We start from the raw sequence: 16,516 nt of genomic DNA on the forward strand, positions 1-16,516 counted from the left end.
GGATTTGCTATTTAAAACGGTTTCAATTGCAAAACCACCTGCAACTGCCAAGTATGCACGACATCCTAAGCGACATGCGCTAAATTTTAGTTCACTGTTTTTCTTAACAAATATCGGTCGCCACAATCGGACGGGATCTCCATTAATTGTTGCTGATAAATCGCCTCCACAAATTGCTATAAGTGCATCCTCATGAAATTCAAATGTAGGACCAACTAAAGTCATTTCAATAGTTGGCTCATTTTCATCATTACCAACAAGTATATTAGCGATGCGATGTGCTGTATGATCCATGACTCCACTTGCAATTACACCATATTTTTGAAACCCATGTCTTCCCAAATCTTGTATTGTTGTCAGTAAGCCTGGACTTTTTACAGTAATCATAATGCTTCATTCTCCATTTTGACATATTCTTCATAACTAATAGGTTTAAATTTGATTTTGTCCCCAGCCATCAGTAAGGTGGGTGGATTTTTTTCAGGGTTAAACAATCGAATAGGTGTACGGCCAATTAACTGCCAACCACCTGGGGTTTCAATCGGGTAAATGCCAGTCTGCATCCCAGCAATTCCAACACTTCTTTCGGGGATTTTTAATCGTGGTGTTTTTCTTCTAGGTGTTGCGATTTTCTCAGACATACCCCCAATAAATGGAAAACCAGGAGCGAATCCAAGCATGAAAACAATATATTCACCTGAAGAATGTATCTCAATTACTTCTTCCGGTGTTAGTTTATTATGTTCAGCCACAACTTCTAAGTCGGGGCCAAAATCACCACCATAACAAACAGGTATCTCTATCAATCGAGGTTCATTTTCATAACTAATAGGGACTTTTAATAATAAGTCCTTAATTTTTTTACAAACATATTCGTAAATATTGTCCTTACCAGATATTAAATAAATGTTATAGGGTTCATAATAAACAGTTATCGTTGTAAAAGCTGGAATATACTCAATCATCCATTCGGGAGGATCATTATTTAAAAAATTAGTTATCGCTTGGATTTTTTGATGCGTCTCTATGTTTATTTCCGTTCCAAATTCAATTAGAATGGCATTTTCTCCCATTGGGTATAAATTATATTCCATTTAATTCCCCCTTTGTCTTCAGCAAAACAATTGTTGATTTTATTTTTATAAATTAATTTTTCCCATATTTTAATATAAAATAATATTTTATTCATAATCTTTTGAAAGTTCATTTTTTATAGACAAATATTTTAGTTTTATTAAAATAGATTATAAAATTAAACATTTACTTAGAAACATTTGTTTATCAATATTTACAAAAACAAATCCATATTTTTTGGTATATTCTAAAAAAGGGAAATAAATTTATTATTCTTGTATTATAGTTGAAAACACTTACAAAATCAATGCTATTTATTTTATTCATATAGCACTATTAGTCAATAGTACCATACTTAATATTTAAGCAAGCTCTAATATAATGCTGCTAACTCTACTAAATACAAACAGGACCAGGTTGATTACAATTTATCTTCCTGGTCCTGTTATTGTATTTTATTTGATTATGAATTGGGTTTTACTAATTCCTTCTTTCATTTTATTAACTTCAAGAATAGCAGGAATGGCATTTTTCAACTCTTGTACGTGGGAGATGATGCCAATCATTCGACCGGATTTTTGTAAATCAATTAACGTATCCACTGCCTTCGTTAAAGATTCCTCATCTAACGATCCGAATCCTTCATCGATAAACATCGTATCGATTTGTACTGCACCTTGGTAACTTTGAATCACATCGGACATACCTAGTGCCAAAGATAATGAGGCGTTAAACTTCTCACCGCCAGATAAGGTTTTCACGTCCCTCGTTTGACCGGTGTAAGAATCATATACATCAAGGCCAAGACCACTTTGTCTACCGCGGGCTTCTTGTCGATCGCTTCGTTGCAATACATATTGACCGTTCGATAATCTTCTAAGTCGTTCATTTGCCGCCATTAAAATTTGTTCTAAAAATTCAATTTGTAAATAACGTTCAAAGGAGATTTTTTTCTCATTTTGTCCCCGAATCACATCGTAAAGATCAGCGATGATGTTTTTACGTTTTTCTAGTTCTGCTACTTGTTTATCGACTTCAATAATTTTCTCTTTTAAATGATGAAGATCTTGTAATACTTGTTGTGACTGGCGTAATTGATCTTGGACTTGTTTTAATTGTTGTTGTAACTGTTCAACAACTGTTTTTAACTCAACTAAATCTACCTTTTGTTTATCTTTTAATGCATGTTGGAGTTCTTTAATTTGCAGTTCCAAAGTAGCGAGATTACGATAATACGAATCTATTTCTTCTTTTAATTGTTTCTGAGCACTTTCTGGCATTTTTGCTATGCGATAAGCTTCTTCATCTGCAAACTCTGCTTGTCTAAGCATTGTAATAAACTGTTGTTCTGCCTTCTCTTTTTTCTCACGGCTTTCATTAAGTTGTAATTTCGCATTTTCTAAATTTGCCTTCGTACTTGCAACTTGTTCTTTTGCGGATTGTAATTGTTTTTGAACTTGTTCCCAAGCCTCTTCCATTGCTTTCAACTGTTTTTCTACGTTCGCAATTTTTGCTTCTAAAATATTTAATTGGCGCAACTCTTCTGGAATTTGTTTTAATTGTTCTTCATAAACGGCTTTATTTTTTTCAAAAATCGTATTCTTTTCCTGAAAATCTTTCGTAACTGATTCGAGTTCAGCTTCTAAACGAGTTAGATTTTGCTCTAGTTGGTCGCGTTCATTTTTCAATTGAGAAAGTTTTTCTCTGTCTTTCATTAATGTTTCTACTTCTAAACTTACTTGCTTACCTTCTTTTACAATTTTATGGTAGGCTTCATGCACTTGTTCTTCTTCAAGACCGATTTCCCAAACTTCTTTTACTTGTTCTTCCAGTTGCATTTCGAAAGATTTATAGCTTGCCTCTACTTTACGATAACAGCGTTCAGCTTGAATTAACTTCTCTTTTACCACATCTAACTCTTCTTTCGTTGGTATATTCTCTTGCCCTTGTGCTTTGTTTGGATGTTCAAGACTTCCACAAACTGGACAAGCTTCCCCATCATGTAAATGAGCAGCTAAGATAAAGGCTTGACCATTAATCCAAGCTGTTTCTAGAGCATCATAGCGTTCTTTTAAATTAATGTATTGTTGTTTTTTCTCATCTAAATCCAATTTTACTTTATTTAAATTTTGTTGGATATTAATGTATTTTTGTAAAATACGTACTTGGTTGCCCAGGTCATTAACCCTTTGTTGTTTATCAGGTAATTGGTCTACTTTTTGTTCCGTTTCTTTAATTTGATCAATCAAACCTTGTTTTGAACTCTTTAGTTGCTCCAACTGTTGAGATATCGTTTCTTTTGATTTTGCCATCCCTTTTACTTCATCAAATTGCTCGGCCAGTTCTTTCTTTTTAATTTCTATTCGCTGAACGGCTGGTAATAATTCCTTAAAACGATGTAATTGTTTACTAAGTTCTTCCCGCTCACTTTTTTTATTTTCCTGGACCTTATACGCTTCTTCAGCAATTTTTAATTTTGTAACCGCGCCATTATATGCTTTTTCAGCAAGCTCTAATCGAACCCCTTTTTCTTTTTCATCTTTTCGCCAGTCATTGACTTGAGTTTCATAACTTTCAATTTTACTAGCTTTTTCAGCATTTTTTAGTTGCAGTTCCTTCGTTTTAAAAAGTTGTTCTTTTTCTCGCTCTTCTTGTAAGCTTCTTTCCTTTTCTTCAAGTTTTACAAATTCAGCATTTAACGCTTCAGCTTTATGGTATTCTTCTAATTTTTGATTAAAAGCTAACTCCGCTTGCTTTTCTTTCACTTCTTGTTCTTTTATCGTATTTTCATAATAGTCGACTTCTTCATTTAATCCTTCTAACACTTGATACGTATTAAAATTTTCTTGGGCAAGTGTCGCAAATAGTGAGGAATCTTCTCGCTCTGGAATTAATGTTTTTATATCTGTAAAGTAACGATCACGGTCATGTTTTACTGCATCAAAATCTTTCTCCGCTATATCTCTTTTTTCTTTTAATCGTTTACTAATTAACGTATACCTTTCCGTTTTAAATATTTTACGTAAAATTTCTTCCTTATTTTCCGTTTCCGAAGTTAGTAGTTTACGAAACTCACCTTGAGGAAGCATAACGATTTGAATAAATTGGGCACGAGTTAAACCGACTAATTCTTCAACTTTTTTATTAATTTCTGTTACGATTTGTCGGTCAACAACTGGGACTTCTTCATCATCGATTTTTTCATAAAACTCTTGGGCATGGCCTGTTTCCGTTTTATTACCTTTTTTCTTATGACCGAGCTGTCTTTTAATTCGATAATAGTGTCCTCGTAATTCAAATTCTAATTCCACAGCTGTATAAACATCATCATCAGCAAAATCACTTCGTAAACCTCTTATGTCACCACTACGGTCCTCACCGCTTGCTGAACCGTAAAGAGCAAAACAAATCGCATCAAAAATCGTCGTTTTCCCCGCACCCGTTTTACCGGAAATGACAAATAAACGATTTTCTTTTAATTCGGTAAAATCAATGACTTCAGTATCTCGATAAGGTCCGAAAGCCGTCATCGTTAATTTAATCGGTCTCATAATCGCACTCCAACCCCTTCCTTTACTTCGTTGCCGCTACTTCTTTTGAAGCTTTTTTCAATTCTTCACGATTTTCTAGTTCGATCTCATGCAACACTTCTTTAAATATTTCTTCCGTCTCATCTGATACTTCCGCTTGTTTAATTTCTTGATAAAAGGCACGGAATAAGGATAAATCATCCATTTGATGACGTGCGACCCGTACACCATCATTCTCACCCTCTGTTTGGTTTGCTAAAATAATTTTCCGCTCTACATGCATCGCATTTGGATATACCGAACGTACCTTTTCCATCGGTGATAGGACAGGTGTTTCATCAAGGAGTCGAACAAAAACATAGTCTTCATTAACTGGATGTTTTAACAAATCATCCATTGTTGCTTCGACCGTCCGCATATCGCGACGAGGTTCAAGTAGTTTTTTCTCAACCTGAATATTTCCTGCATCATCTAGTTCTACAATGTAATACCCTTTTTTATGTTTTTCTTCAGAAATTGAGTATTTAAGTGGTGAACCTGAATAACGAATTTTTTCATCTAACACGTAATGGGCCTGATGCAAATGGCCAAGGGCTGTATAGTGGAACTTCATAAAATGATTTGCATCGACATATTCTGAACCACCAATTGCAAGTGGACGTTCCGATTCACTCGTGTTTTCCTTTTCTTCACCGTACGGGGTAACAAAGGCATGTCCAACAAAAACGTGTCGAGCATTCGGATCCATATGACTCATTATTGTCTTAGTTATTTTTTCCATGGCATCATTATGAGTCCGAATTTCTTCATCAGCAAACACAGTCCTTACAACACTCGGATCAGTGTACGGCACTAAGTGAAAATGAACTTCCCCATATCCATCATGTAAAATAACAGGGTCAAGGTTTTTTGAGAATTCACCAACGATATGCAGGCCGTTTGCTTTCATAATTTTACTACCGAAATCAAGTCGCGTTGGGCTGTCATGGTTTCCAGCAACGGCAAGCACAGGCGTTTTAAGTTTTAAAATAATCGTCTCTAATACTTCATCCAGTAAATCAACGGCATCAGTAGGCGGTACGGCACGGTCATATAAATCGCCGGCAATAATAACCGCATCGGGTTTTTCCTCTTCAATCGCTTTAATAAATTGCTCTAAAACGTATCGTTGATCTTCCGTCATGTATACACCTTGAACAAGTTTCCCTAAATGCCAGTCGGCCGTATGGAAAAATTTCATATATTTCTCCCCTTTCATATTCAGAACAAATTATTTATTTAATACTATTGCTTTTATTTTCTCATAATCTTCTACTATAGTTTCAAGTTGTTTCGGTGTCAGATTGCGAGCTGCCATTTTTTGAATAAAGCTTGTCCAATCATTTGTATTATAGGTTGCTGCGGTTTCGAGCACCGCATACACCTTCGACATATTTTGATCATTGTTATTTTCTATTATTCTATCTAAAAATTGCTTTTCTCCTATTTTATCAATCAAATAATCTGAATAACCAGCTAATAAAAAGAGCCAACTTTTCTCGACATTCATATGTAACGCTATTTTTTCTAACGTTTCGCGCGTTGGCCGATGTTCACCACGTTCAATTTTACTTAATTGAGAAAAACTAACACCTGTCTGTTTTGCAAACTCTCTTAAACTTAAATTTTGTTTTTCTCGTTCTAAACGTATCGTTTCACCTAAAGTTAGTAATTTTGGTGTATTCAAACTGATCACCTCTTAGTTCAAATGTAACACATTTCGTTTCGTAACACAACACAAACGTTCGCGCTTTAATGCTCTGATTTTTAAATATATAGTTAAAATAGAATGTTTAATATGTTAAATTAATTTCAAAACAATAAGGGGATGGAAAAATATGGATAAAAAATCACTACAGAGGTTAATCGTAAGTTTACTCCTAGCTTCCATTGCATTAAATATTTATCTTTATAAAGAATCTTCACAGGCGAAATGGGAAATGGGTGAAGCTTGGCAAACAATTATCGGTAATGCTGATTCAACAGTAGATTTCCTTAGAAGAGTAAACTTAAATGAAACTGCGGAAACAGAAAACGGAAAACGAATATTACAAGAAATGGAATTTCAATTAAATGATCTTAGCTCAAATTTTTCTTCAGCTCATGAGGTGTTAGAGGAATCAAGTAAAGTTTTAAGAAAAGTAATTGAAGAGGGGCAAGTTTCGGAAGAAGAGATAAGAATTTACCAAGATAATTTAGGGATTTTCGAAACAATCTTATATCGTATTAATGAAACACTAAAATATGACCGAGCTGAATGGTACAAAGCTTTTGCAGATGAAGATGGTCCTAGAAAAATTGATCAATTAATTGAAGAAACAATAGCTGAACTGAAAAAATAATCCCAGTTTCCAAATGAAACTGGGTTATTTAATGTACAAGCAGATACTAACTATTTATTTTACTGTAATGAAATTTGATTGGAATACTCTTCATGTTCATTCATTTCGTCATCCGTATATTTTATTCCACTGTAATGAAGCGTACCGTCTTCAATATGAAAATCCGTAATTTGTGTTTCATCTTCATAGTCCGTTAATTGTTCTTGATTACCAGTTTCAATGTTTACACGGTAAATATTTCCACCGATGCTAACTGTTCCATACGGATAGCCTAGAATCACTAAAACATGTTCATCATTTTCCCAAATCACATTTTTTGGCTTACTTTCAGAATTTCCTTCAATTAATTTTTTCTGGCTACCTTCTTTTAAATCAACAATATATAAATCACTTAGCTCTTCCCATTCAAACGGAGCTAGATAGGCTGCATGTTGACCATTCGGTGATTTCACAGGTTCAGATGGATATTGATCAGATAAAACGGCTGTGTCCTCACCTTCTTTTTTCAACTCTACCGTATTATTTTCATTATTTAACTCAATACTATAAAGTTCTACATCTTCCGTCTCTTCTTCAATTGTTGATTCATCTTCTTCGCTATTTGTTTCCGTATTATTCGAATTGTTTTCAACTTGGGAAGTTTCTTCATTTTTTGATGCAGAATTTTCCTCTTCTGCCGTACCACATGCTGTTAAAACAAAAGCGATTAGTAACACGATTAGTAGTCTTAACTTTTTCATATTTCTTCCCTCCAGGAAATCGTTTTTCTAATATAAGAATACCATATAGTTTTTACTTCTATTAAAAATTTCATGTAAATTTCTTAAAAAATGTAGAAAAAAGAAACAGGCTAAGACCTTTATGCCTGTCAATAGAAAACAAACCTTTCTATTTTACATATAATCCAGCTACTTCATCTTTATCATTAAATGAAATAGTATACACGCGATCTTGTTCACTATATTTTGCTGTGAGAACAACGACATAATAGCCATCTTGTTCTTCAACAGAAGACTTATCAAATTCCTCAAATTCTCCCGATTGTTCGATAACCGCTCCTAATTGTGCCATCTGTTCAACCGGTAAAGCCGATTTCATCGTTTCATCAAACTTTGCATGAAGCTCGTCATAGGCTCCCTCATTTAACAACGTAACAACTTCCTCTGCCATCGGAACATATTTTCCCGATAGCTCATCGCTACTTCCTCCACAAGCAACTAGGAAAAGTGCAATAAAAAGACTGAATAAAAGAGTCATTCTTTTTCTCATTGTAAAACACCCTTTCTTTTAATCCATAATGTATAAAGTAAAACAGCAAGTGCAACAACGGCAATTACGATTTCTAACACGATAACAGATTCATTCCCTCGTATAAATAATGGAAGTATACCAACCGATGCATTCACAAAAGTATGTATAAGGATGGCAATTATTAGAAAATATATTTTTTTATGTACAATAGTCTGGAGCACAATAATAGAAAGTCCGATATGTAAAATTATCGCAAAAAAGCGTTCTATCCCACCTATAAGAAATTGATCCCCTAAAGCAATCGCAAATGGTGAAAAAACATATTGGAAAGCTGGGATCCCGACAAAGATAACTGCCTCAATCCCACCATGACCGGTACCAAAAAGAAAACCAGACATCCAGTCCCTCTGTTTCATGATGTATCGCATGGCAATGAAACGAGCTGTTTCTTCAAAAATCCCCGCAGACAAACCGAGTAAGATGGCAAAAAGAATCGGTTGCGTCATGCTAAAAAAGATAAAATCTGTACTATTTTTCTGTAAAAATTCGAGTAAAGGTAAACGGAGTAACATTTGTGATACAACAAAGGCTAGAACACCTAACAAAAAGGGGATGTATCGTTTTTTCTTCCAAGCATAAAGAAATGCGAAAATTGGTAGACCTACACTTATTATGATGGCAAAAATCGTACCAAACAAGTAATCACACCCTAAAGAAACACTTATTTTACTCAACGGATTTTATATCATTTCAATCAATAAATAATAACTTACTATAAATAACGATTCCATAGCAAAAAGGTTTCATATAATTCATAAAAAATGATATTTTTACTAGTGGTGTTACAATAAGAATGGTAAACAAATAAAAAGGAATTAAGAAAGAGGGGTTGGGTTACCCATGGAATATCCTGCTCGAGTTATGACAATTGCAGGCTCTGCAGCCGGGGGCAGTGCGGGGATTCAGGCTGATTTAAAAACATTTCAAGAATTAGATGTATACGGGATGAGTGTCGTAACCGCCATTGTTGGCCGTCATCCAAAAACGAATAAAAATGTACATACATTAGATATCGAAGCGATTGAAGCTCAATTTGCAACAGCGGTGAAGCAAGTTGGTATTGATGGTTTAAAAACAGGAATGCTCTTTTCGAAAGAAGTGATAGATACGGTTGCGACTTTAATTGAAGAGGCAGATATTAAACATATTGTTGTCGATCCAGTTATGATTGGAAAAATGAATTCGAAACTTTTAAAAGATGATGCGATTGCGGCTTTGAAAGAAAAACTAATCCCAATGGCATCAATCATTACACCTAATATCCCAGAGGCATCCGTTCTTTTAGATGATCGGCCGATTGAATCTGTTGAAGATTTAAAACAGGCAGCGATTGATTTGTACAATCTTGGGGCAAAAAATGTATTAGTTAAAGGCGGGCGATTAGAAGGGCCAGCTATTGATGCATTATTCGATGGAAAAACGTTGACTACCTTTAAAGCACCAAGGATACAAACGGTTAATACAAGTGGTGCAGGTTGTTCTTATTCGGCAGCCATTGCGGCGCTGTTGGCAAAAGGGCATTCAGTTCAAGATGCGGTTTACGAAGCAAAACGCTTTATTACGACGGCGATTGAGTACGGCTTTTCTTATACGGAATCCGTTGGTCCAACTTATCATGCGGCAGAACGGAAATATGGAGTAGCTCATGAGATTGAGGTTGAAGAATTCAATAAATAATTTGCCGTGCAAGATAAAAGGGATGGTTCCGGATTTTACTTCGTACTATCCCTTAAATTTTTATTGCCTTTAGCATGAAAAAAGCAAACTGATTTTTTTCACGGATGTCATCCTCTCGTTGTTTAATAAGACGGATAACATTATATACTAATTTTTTGTTAACGGAAGATGAAATGATATTCTAATATAATGTTTTAGTTTTAAAAAGAATGAAACAATTATTTATAACGAATCATCGTCCACATGCCAATATCTTCAAATCCTAACCGTTTATAAATATTGCCTGCTTTTGGATTATCGTAAAATAAACAGAGTGTTTTTCCTTCTGCTAGTAAATCACTGCATAGTTTTTCCATACATCTTGTTGCATAACCTCTTCGTTCATATCCAGGTCGAGTGCCTACCCCAACAATCATCGCGGATTGAGAGTTTTCTGCTGTCGTCGACGCTGAAGAAACCATAATTCCTTCTTCATTACGAATAATATACGTTCTTCCCGTTTTATACTTTTCTGCCCGTTCTCTTGATTCAACGCTCATATTTGCATTGGCAAATTCCGGTATGGAACGGAGCATTTCAATATTCTCTTCATACTCGTCCGGTTGTAAATATGTTACTTTTTTTAACTGTTCTGGATCTACCTCATAATTTAACTTCGTACATTTGGCATAATACATTTCTTTATCTTCCTTAATATCACGATTGACGAATTTTCTTAATGGATCAACTAAATGTTTCAACCCACTAATTTCAATCGGATTCGGATTTTGATTAATAATTTCTGCAAAAGCTTCAACATCATAGGATTGCTCACTATATGGTATATAATTGTTGTTATATCGTAATAAAACTGCGATCAAATCGCCATTTTCAAATTGTCCCCAAAGCTCTTGAAACTCGGACTCATACCCATAGGCTTCAATATCACCGATAATAAATAAATTTTCCGCCGGTTTCTTACCGACAAGTGCCATAACTTCTTCATAGTCATTTTGTGTTAATTTGCGAATCATTTTTACTCCTCCTTGTGCTCATGCCGGAAAGCTATTGAATAACTGATTTTTCTTCGGAATCAATTTTTATTTTTAATAAAAGAACTCCTCGTGTTTCGTTGATCATCTTTTCAATTTCCGATTCGTCTTGTATATTATAGAATTCTAAGTTGTCTGGAGATTCTCGTACAAGCGCTAATAAATATGCTTCCCCTAATTGTAATTCAAGCTTTTCATCTGCTAATGTATAATCCCATCCCATAACACCATCATCTAAAAGAAACTTTTCCATCGGTGCTGGCTTAGTCGTTACACCAGGGGCATATAAAAAGATAGAAGCTGCCTCTCCATCCGGATTAATCACTCCGAATCCGATATTTCCCTTTTCCGTTTTGTTTGGACTTAACCCAAAGATTAGTTGTTCAAGAATTTCTGGCTCGGGATTCCCTTGTTCATAACGCTCTATCCAAATATTGACCCAAGTTTCATCCGCTTTCAGCCAATTAAAATGATAATCAAATAAAACACCTAAATTTAGATCTTCAAACGTATCGGCGTATTTCGACTTATCATTTACCACTATAGTCGCCACTGCATCCTTTGATTGATTGCAACCCGAACTTATCAATAAAGTAATCAAAAGTATATTAATTAACGCAAATTTTTTCAACAAGGTCTCCTCCTGCCATTACGGAATCTATCAATCTTACAAAATATTTATTAAAATTGAATATTTGTTCCCACATTATTTGCATAAAAACTTTTAACCTGATTCTCATTTCTAAAACAGATCGCTGCGAAAATAATACCCCCGATAAAGCCACCTGCATGTCCCATAAAACTAATCCCAGGTATTAAAGAAGTAATGAAGCCAAGGACAACAAATGTAAAAATAAGCATTTTATCATGTTTAATAAAGCTTTTATGAAATTTCACCATTAAGTAAAAATACATTCCAAATAATCCATAGCCAAAGCCAGAGGCCCCGACACCAAAACCTGATTTTGAAAGAATATGAATCATAATGCTTGAAACAACAATCGTAAATAAGATGAAAAGAAAATATTTTAAACTGCCAATCACCCTCTCAATTGGTCGGGCTAGTATAAGAATGAAAAACATATTTAACGTAAAATGCAAGAGACTACTATGGAGTAATGAGTTTGTAATCAAGCGCCAATATTCCCCGTCATTTATTAAATTGCGTTCGTAGGCACCTAAAGTAATTAAATTCTCTTTAGAAGTACCTCCCATTAATAGTGTAAGAATGAAAAAAAGAGAACAAATGCTAACAAATATGGCAGTTAAAGGATAATGTTTAACATATTGACGAAAACCAATATCTTTAACTGTAAACATACTCATGATGAAACTACACCCCTCTTTTCACTTTTAACTCACGAACAAGTTTTTAGTGAGTCGAACGTATTTTAATTAATTTCATACCATTTACAATTGCACCGATAAATCCAGTGATTGTAAAAATAAATGCGACAAAAAGTGGTGTTGAAGTTAGCGACTCGGTTACAATTCGATATGTACCTAAACCAAATAAGAGTAAACTACAAATAAATGTGATTATAAGTCGAGTTTTCAGCTCTTACCCCTCCATTATTTGTATAATTTCTATCTATCATACTATAAATTCTAATTTATCAAAATATTAATTTTATAAAATTTTCGTTTTCCAAACTAAAAGAGACAAAATATAATTATTTTTAGATAATGAAATCAAAAATCTTCGAAAGAGGGATTTAGATGGAAATTAAAAACAGACCAGAACCAGTGAATGCAGCAAATTTGTTTATTGAAAAATATTTTCCGAATTGTGACGGAGCAATTTTAGCAGGTAGTGTTGTTCGGGGTGACGCAACAGAAACTTCCGATTTAGACATCGTTGTATTTGATCAAAATATCCATTCCTCTTACCGAGAATCGCTCATTGAATTTGGTTGGCCCATTGAATTATTCGTTCATAACTTCACTTCCTATAAAGATTTTTTCGAAAGCGATGCAAAACGCGCAAGACCAACGTTACCTCGAATGGTTTCTGAAGGAGTGATACTAAAAGGAGAAAATGTGATTGTGCCAATCCAATGTGAAGCTGATGAAATTTTAGCTAAAGGACCAGAAAAATGGACTCAAGATACAATAAATATAAAACGCTATTTTTTAACGGATACCCTCGATGATTTTATTGGTTGCGATAATCGTGCAGAGGGAATTTTTATAGTAGGCACCCTTGCAGAACTTGTCAGTGAATTTGTATTAAGAACGAATAATTGTTGGATTGGTAAGTCAAAATGGATTGTCCGTTCTTTAAAAGAATTTGATGAAGATTTTGCTAGTCGATACGTTAAAGCCTTTGATACGTATTATAAAAAAGATGATAAAAAACTAGTTATCAATCTCGTTGATGAAGTTTTACAACATTATGGCGGGCGATTTTTTTCAGGCTTTTCATTAGGAAAAAAATAATTCTATTGAACTAGCATGTAATATAAATTGAAAGATTCAAATGTAAACGTTTTAGCATGATTTTAGAAGAAATGATCGCATAATATAGGAATTGTGACAATGAGGGTACCTAAAACTCTTTCAGATAGAATAAACTTGTTAAATCGAATGAGACTGGATGAAATGAGCTTTGAGCTCATTTTTGTTTTACTTTATAATAAAAACCATCAATTTAAAAGGAACCTAATAAACTGATAAATTTTATCGAAAGGATGTTTACCATTTTTAGAAATTCAACTATCAAGAAAATGTTAGCCCTTACAGGTGTTATCGCTCTATTAATGCTTGTGGGTTGTCAAGCAAGTTCCGAGGAAGGAACGAACAAGAAGGAAGTAAAAGAAATTGTTGGGATTGAACCTGGATCTGGAACGATGAAGATTGCGGAAGAAACAATTGAAGCATATAACTTAGATTTAAAGCTTTTACCAAGTTCTGAGCCAGCAATGTTAACAGAATTAAGAAAAGCAATTAAAAACGAAGAGCCAATCGTTGTAACGTTATGGCAACCGCATTGGATTTTTACCGAATATGACTTGAAATTCTTGGAAGACCCGAAAGGTACGCTCGGTGCTTCTGAAAATATACATACGATGGTTCGGTTAGGTCTTGAAGAAGATCAACCATCTGCTTATCAATTTTTAGATAACTTCTTTTGGGAAGTAGATGACATGAATGAAGTGATGTCAAAATTTGGCCAAGATGAAACGGTCGAACCACGTGAAGCTGCAGCAGAATGGATTGAAAAAAACCGTGACCGAGTCGATGCTTGGATCGAAGGAATTGAACCAGTTAACAACGAAACGATCGAATTAGCTTACACTAATTATGAAACGGAAATTGCCTCAACAAACGTCGTTACCCTTGTATTAGAAGAATTAGGTTACGATGTTGAATTAACACCACTTGATATGGGCATTGCCTTTGAAAGTTTATCAAATGGGGAAGTTGACGGTATGCTAATCGCATGGCTACCTGTTGGTGCTGCTTCCTATGCTGAACAATACAAAGACGAGATTGATGACCTTGGTCCAAACCTTGAAGGGGCACAACAAGGATTCGTCGTACCTGCCTATATGGATATAGACAGTATTGAAGAACTACCAACGAAGTGATACAGAGGGACAGGTCCGTCGTTCCATTTTCGAAGTGATACACGGGGTCAGGTCCGTCGTTCCTCTTTCGGAATATTCAAATTTATTTACAGAATTCCATCCAATATATAATTTTAAAAGTGTAGGTATTGAAAGTGAGATTCCTACATTTTTTTACTTACAGACAGCCTTAATTAACTATAAACTTCACTTTTAAAAAATATTAATGAAACACTGAACCCGTCCCCCTGTTATATTCCACACAAAAGAAACACTGGACCCGTCCCTCTGTTTCATTCATCTATTGATAAAACATTAATACGGAATTTCCACACAATATCATTAATCATTCAACAACTCCCCCTATCCAATCTATAATTCGAATACTTACTTATTTTATATTACTTTTCCAAAAAGGAAAATGGAATTTTACAAACATTAAAATAAATTGATTATTAATGCTTCCAAAAGAGAAAATATGGTATTCTAGAATACAGAAAGGAGTGTTGTTCATGGTTCATTCTATTCCAGAATTCACACTAAATGATGGACTTAAATTACCTGCAATTGGCTTCGGTACATATAGATTAAAAGGTGTCGATGGGGTCCGGGCAATTACTAATGCAATTGATATCGGTTACCGACTAATTGACTCTGCTTACAATTATGAAAATGAAGGAACAGTCGGTGAGGCAATTCGTCGCAGCTCTGTACCTAGAGAACAACTTTTCATAACTTCGAAACTACCAGGTCGTTATCATGAATACGATTTAGCTGTAACAACTATTCAAGAGTCGCTTTACCGCGCCAATCTAGATTACTATGATTTATATTTAATTCACTGGCCAAATCCGAAACAAGGGAAATTCGTAGAGGCGTGGCAAGCATTAGTTGATGCAAAAAAATGGGGACTAATTCGTTCAATCGGAGTTTGTAACTTTTTACCAGAGCATATTGAAATTCTCGAAAAAGAAACCGGTGTCAAACCAAGTATTAACCAAATTGAACTGCATCCATTCTTTAACCAAGCAGAACAAAGAAAATGGCATGCAGAACATAATATTCAAACCCAATCATGGAGTCCACTGTTCCGTGGTGTTAAATTACTAGAAGACGACACATTACAATCAATTGCGAGAGCTCACAACAAAACCGTTGCGCAAGTGATATTACGTTGGCATTATCAACTCGGTTCTATTGCCATTCCAAAATCAGCATCTCCAGAAAGACAACTAGAAAATATCTCCATCTTTGATTTTGAACTAAGCGAGCCGGAGATGAATACCATTTCTAGTTTTACTCGACCTGATGGTAGACAAAAAAATCAAGATCCAGCCGTTTACGAAGAATTTTAATAAAAAGGGGGCCCAATTTTCCAAACGGAAACTCTCGGGACCCCTCTTTCTTTTCTTCTATTCCGAATAAATCGCAATAATCACAATGGCCGTATCCTCACCAATGTTCGTTACCATATGCGGTACACTCGCATTCCAACTAAAGGAGTCCCCTTCTTCTAAGACAACCGAATCCTCCACCTGTTCAACAAGTATTTTCCCTTTCATAATGACATTCGATACCTTGATGAGCATGAGGTTTTTCATCAATTGAACAGCCGGGTTCTAAAGTAACCGATTGAAGCCGTAATCCACCCCGGCGGGCAATTTTACTTTATCGATATAGTTTTGCCTTAATTTTAGGCATTAGTTTATATTTTATTTTGCCTTTTGATGAACAATTTCGTTACACATTAATCATGGGGTACTTGTTGCCATCGGCAGCTACTGTACTAGCATTTTCAGTAGAGTTTAATTATCGCATTGAAACGACCCGATTAGTGGCGGCGATTTCAAATTTAAGTATACTAGTTAGAATTGTCGTGTTGTATACCTTTAGTCTACTTATATAAAACCAATTTTAAAGAGGTTGACGATAGGTCAACCTCT

General features: G+C 34.8%; 18 protein-coding genes. 6 read left to right on the forward strand and 12 right to left on the reverse strand.

Translation table 11 applies throughout. The features are described from left to right. From GW534_RS03310 to GW534_RS03330, 5 genes are all read right to left on the reverse strand, one after another. On the reverse strand, positions 1 to 387 hold a 387-nt coding region (locus tag GW534_RS03310), incomplete at its 3' end, for a 5-oxoprolinase subunit C family protein (protein WP_407670437.1). Next, positions 384 to 1,094, reverse strand: a complete 711-nt coding sequence (gene pxpB, locus GW534_RS03315; protein ID WP_161919638.1) for a 5-oxoprolinase subunit PxpB — start codon at positions 1,092 to 1,094, stop codon at positions 384 to 386. The genes GW534_RS03310 and pxpB, both read right to left, overlap by 4 nt. A gap of 435 nt (positions 1,095 to 1,529) precedes the next feature. Then, positions 1,530 to 4,625, reverse strand: coding sequence for an AAA family ATPase (locus GW534_RS03320; protein ID WP_161919639.1), 3,096 nt, complete (start codon positions 4,623 to 4,625; stop codon positions 1,530 to 1,532). Positions 4,626 to 4,647: 22 nt separating this feature from the next. Next, entirely contained in the window at positions 4,648 to 5,844 is a 1,197-nt protein-coding gene (locus GW534_RS03325) for an exonuclease SbcCD subunit D (RefSeq protein ID WP_161919640.1), read from the reverse strand. Positions 5,845 to 5,874: 30 nt separating this feature from the next. Further along, the gene (locus GW534_RS03330; protein WP_161919641.1) at positions 5,875 to 6,330 is read right to left on the reverse strand and encodes a helix-turn-helix domain-containing protein; all 456 of its coding nucleotides are present in this window, start codon (positions 6,328 to 6,330) and stop codon (positions 5,875 to 5,877) included. A gap of 151 nt (positions 6,331 to 6,481) precedes the next feature. Between GW534_RS03330 and GW534_RS03335 the strand changes: the two genes are divergently transcribed. Next, complete coding sequence (locus GW534_RS03335; RefSeq protein ID WP_161919642.1) at positions 6,482 to 6,985, forward strand: hypothetical protein; 504 nt, start codon at positions 6,482 to 6,484, stop codon at positions 6,983 to 6,985. Between the two features lie 59 nt (positions 6,986 to 7,044). On the opposite strand, the gene GW534_RS03340 is transcribed toward GW534_RS03335, so the two are convergent. The 3 genes from GW534_RS03340 to GW534_RS03350 form a co-directional block, all read right to left on the reverse strand. Beyond that, positions 7,045 to 7,725 (reverse strand): DUF4652 domain-containing protein, encoded by a 681-nt coding sequence (locus GW534_RS03340; RefSeq protein WP_161919643.1) that lies wholly within the window; start codon positions 7,723 to 7,725, stop codon positions 7,045 to 7,047. Positions 7,726 to 7,873: 148 nt separating this feature from the next. Then, a complete protein-coding gene (locus tag GW534_RS03345) occupies positions 7,874 to 8,254 on the reverse strand; it encodes a DUF3887 domain-containing protein (RefSeq protein WP_161919644.1) in 381 nt (126 codons plus the stop codon). Further along, the gene (locus tag GW534_RS03350; protein ID WP_161919692.1) at positions 8,251 to 8,934 is read right to left on the reverse strand and encodes a YhfC family glutamic-type intramembrane protease; all 684 of its coding nucleotides are present in this window, start codon (positions 8,932 to 8,934) and stop codon (positions 8,251 to 8,253) included. Before GW534_RS03350 ends, GW534_RS03345 begins: the two co-directional genes overlap by 4 nt. Before the next feature lie 202 nt (positions 8,935 to 9,136). Here GW534_RS03350 and thiD point away from each other — a divergent pair, with 202 nt between their 5' ends. After that, positions 9,137 to 9,973 carry a bifunctional hydroxymethylpyrimidine kinase/phosphomethylpyrimidine kinase gene (gene thiD, locus GW534_RS03355; RefSeq protein WP_161919645.1) on the forward strand — a complete coding sequence of 279 codons (837 nt, stop codon included), beginning with the start codon at positions 9,137 to 9,139 and terminating at the stop codon, positions 9,971 to 9,973. Between the two features lie 218 nt (positions 9,974 to 10,191). Here the strand turns inward: thiD and GW534_RS03360 are convergent, their stop codons facing one another. From GW534_RS03360 to GW534_RS03370, 3 genes are read right to left on the reverse strand one after another with little or no spacing between them, the layout of a single operon-like run. Beyond that, positions 10,192 to 10,986, reverse strand: coding sequence for a GNAT family N-acetyltransferase (locus tag GW534_RS03360; protein ID WP_161919646.1), 795 nt, complete (start codon positions 10,984 to 10,986; stop codon positions 10,192 to 10,194). A gap of 31 nt (positions 10,987 to 11,017) precedes the next feature. Further along, positions 11,018 to 11,635 carry a hypothetical protein gene (locus tag GW534_RS03365; protein ID WP_161919647.1) on the reverse strand — a complete coding sequence of 206 codons (618 nt, stop codon included), beginning with the start codon at positions 11,633 to 11,635 and terminating at the stop codon, positions 11,018 to 11,020. 50 nt (positions 11,636 to 11,685) lie between these two features. After that, positions 11,686 to 12,330: a rhomboid family intramembrane serine protease gene (locus tag GW534_RS03370; protein WP_161919648.1), complete on the reverse strand. Its 645-nt coding sequence runs from the start codon at positions 12,328 to 12,330 to the stop codon at positions 11,686 to 11,688. A gap of 393 nt (positions 12,331 to 12,723) precedes the next feature. Between GW534_RS03370 and GW534_RS03375 the strand changes: the two genes are divergently transcribed. The 3 genes from GW534_RS03375 (at position 12,724) to GW534_RS03385 (ending at position 15,928) form a co-directional block, all read left to right on the forward strand. Continuing rightward, on the forward strand, positions 12,724 to 13,443 hold the full coding sequence (locus tag GW534_RS03375; RefSeq protein ID WP_161919649.1) for a nucleotidyltransferase domain-containing protein: 720 nt from the start codon (positions 12,724 to 12,726) through the stop codon (positions 13,441 to 13,443). A 287-nt stretch (positions 13,444 to 13,730) separates the two neighbouring features. Further along, complete coding sequence (locus GW534_RS03380) at positions 13,731 to 14,594, forward strand: glycine betaine ABC transporter substrate-binding protein (RefSeq protein WP_246203888.1); 864 nt, start codon at positions 13,731 to 13,733, stop codon at positions 14,592 to 14,594. Between the two features lie 491 nt (positions 14,595 to 15,085). Continuing rightward, complete coding sequence (locus GW534_RS03385) at positions 15,086 to 15,928, forward strand: aldo/keto reductase (RefSeq protein WP_161919651.1); 843 nt, start codon at positions 15,086 to 15,088, stop codon at positions 15,926 to 15,928. Positions 15,929 to 15,985: 57 nt separating this feature from the next. On the opposite strand, the gene GW534_RS03390 is transcribed toward GW534_RS03385, so the two are convergent. After that, positions 15,986 to 16,162, reverse strand: a complete 177-nt coding sequence (locus GW534_RS03390; protein ID WP_246203890.1) for a cupin domain-containing protein — start codon at positions 16,160 to 16,162, stop codon at positions 15,986 to 15,988. A gap of 164 nt (positions 16,163 to 16,326) precedes the next feature. Here GW534_RS03390 and GW534_RS03395 point away from each other — a divergent pair, with 164 nt between their 5' ends. After that, positions 16,327 to 16,479 (forward strand): hypothetical protein, encoded by a 153-nt coding sequence (locus GW534_RS03395; RefSeq protein WP_161919652.1) that lies wholly within the window; start codon positions 16,327 to 16,329, stop codon positions 16,477 to 16,479. The last annotated feature ends 37 nt before the right edge of the window (positions 16,480 to 16,516 follow it).

The sequence above is a fragment of the Pallidibacillus pasinlerensis genome, from assembly GCF_009996845.1.
Taxonomy (GTDB): Bacteria; Bacillota; Bacilli; order Bacillales; family Caldibacillaceae; genus Pallidibacillus; species Pallidibacillus pasinlerensis.

Coding starts and splice junctions, on each gene's coding strand:
- thiD (WP_161919645.1), top strand. CDS start 9,137: ATGGAATATCCTGCTCGAGTTATGACAATTGCAGGCTCTGCAGCCGGG.
- GW534_RS03320 (WP_161919639.1), bottom strand. CDS start 4,625: ATGAGACCGATTAAATTAACGATGACGGCTTTCGGACCTTATCGAGAT.
- GW534_RS03395 (WP_161919652.1), top strand. CDS start 16,327: ATGGGGTACTTGTTGCCATCGGCAGCTACTGTACTAGCATTTTCAGTA.
- GW534_RS03340 (WP_161919643.1), bottom strand. CDS start 7,725: ATGAAAAAGTTAAGACTACTAATCGTGTTACTAATCGCTTTTGTTTTA.
- pxpB (WP_161919638.1), bottom strand. CDS start 1,094: ATGGAATATAATTTATACCCAATGGGAGAAAATGCCATTCTAATTGAA.
- GW534_RS03390 (WP_246203890.1), bottom strand. CDS start 16,162: ATGCTCATCAAGGTATCGAATGTCATTATGAAAGGGAAAATACTTGTT.
- GW534_RS03370 (WP_161919648.1), bottom strand. CDS start 12,330: ATGAGTATGTTTACAGTTAAAGATATTGGTTTTCGTCAATATGTTAAA.
- GW534_RS03345 (WP_161919644.1), bottom strand. CDS start 8,254: ATGAGAAAAAGAATGACTCTTTTATTCAGTCTTTTTATTGCACTTTTC.
- GW534_RS03360 (WP_161919646.1), bottom strand. CDS start 10,986: ATGATTCGCAAATTAACACAAAATGACTATGAAGAAGTTATGGCACTT.
- GW534_RS03375 (WP_161919649.1), top strand. CDS start 12,724: ATGGAAATTAAAAACAGACCAGAACCAGTGAATGCAGCAAATTTGTTT.
- GW534_RS03385 (WP_161919651.1), top strand. CDS start 15,086: ATGGTTCATTCTATTCCAGAATTCACACTAAATGATGGACTTAAATTA.
- GW534_RS03380 (WP_246203888.1), top strand. CDS start 13,731: ATGTTAGCCCTTACAGGTGTTATCGCTCTATTAATGCTTGTGGGTTGT.
- GW534_RS03325 (WP_161919640.1), bottom strand. CDS start 5,844: ATGAAATTTTTCCATACGGCCGACTGGCATTTAGGGAAACTTGTTCAA.
- GW534_RS03335 (WP_161919642.1), top strand. CDS start 6,482: ATGGATAAAAAATCACTACAGAGGTTAATCGTAAGTTTACTCCTAGCT.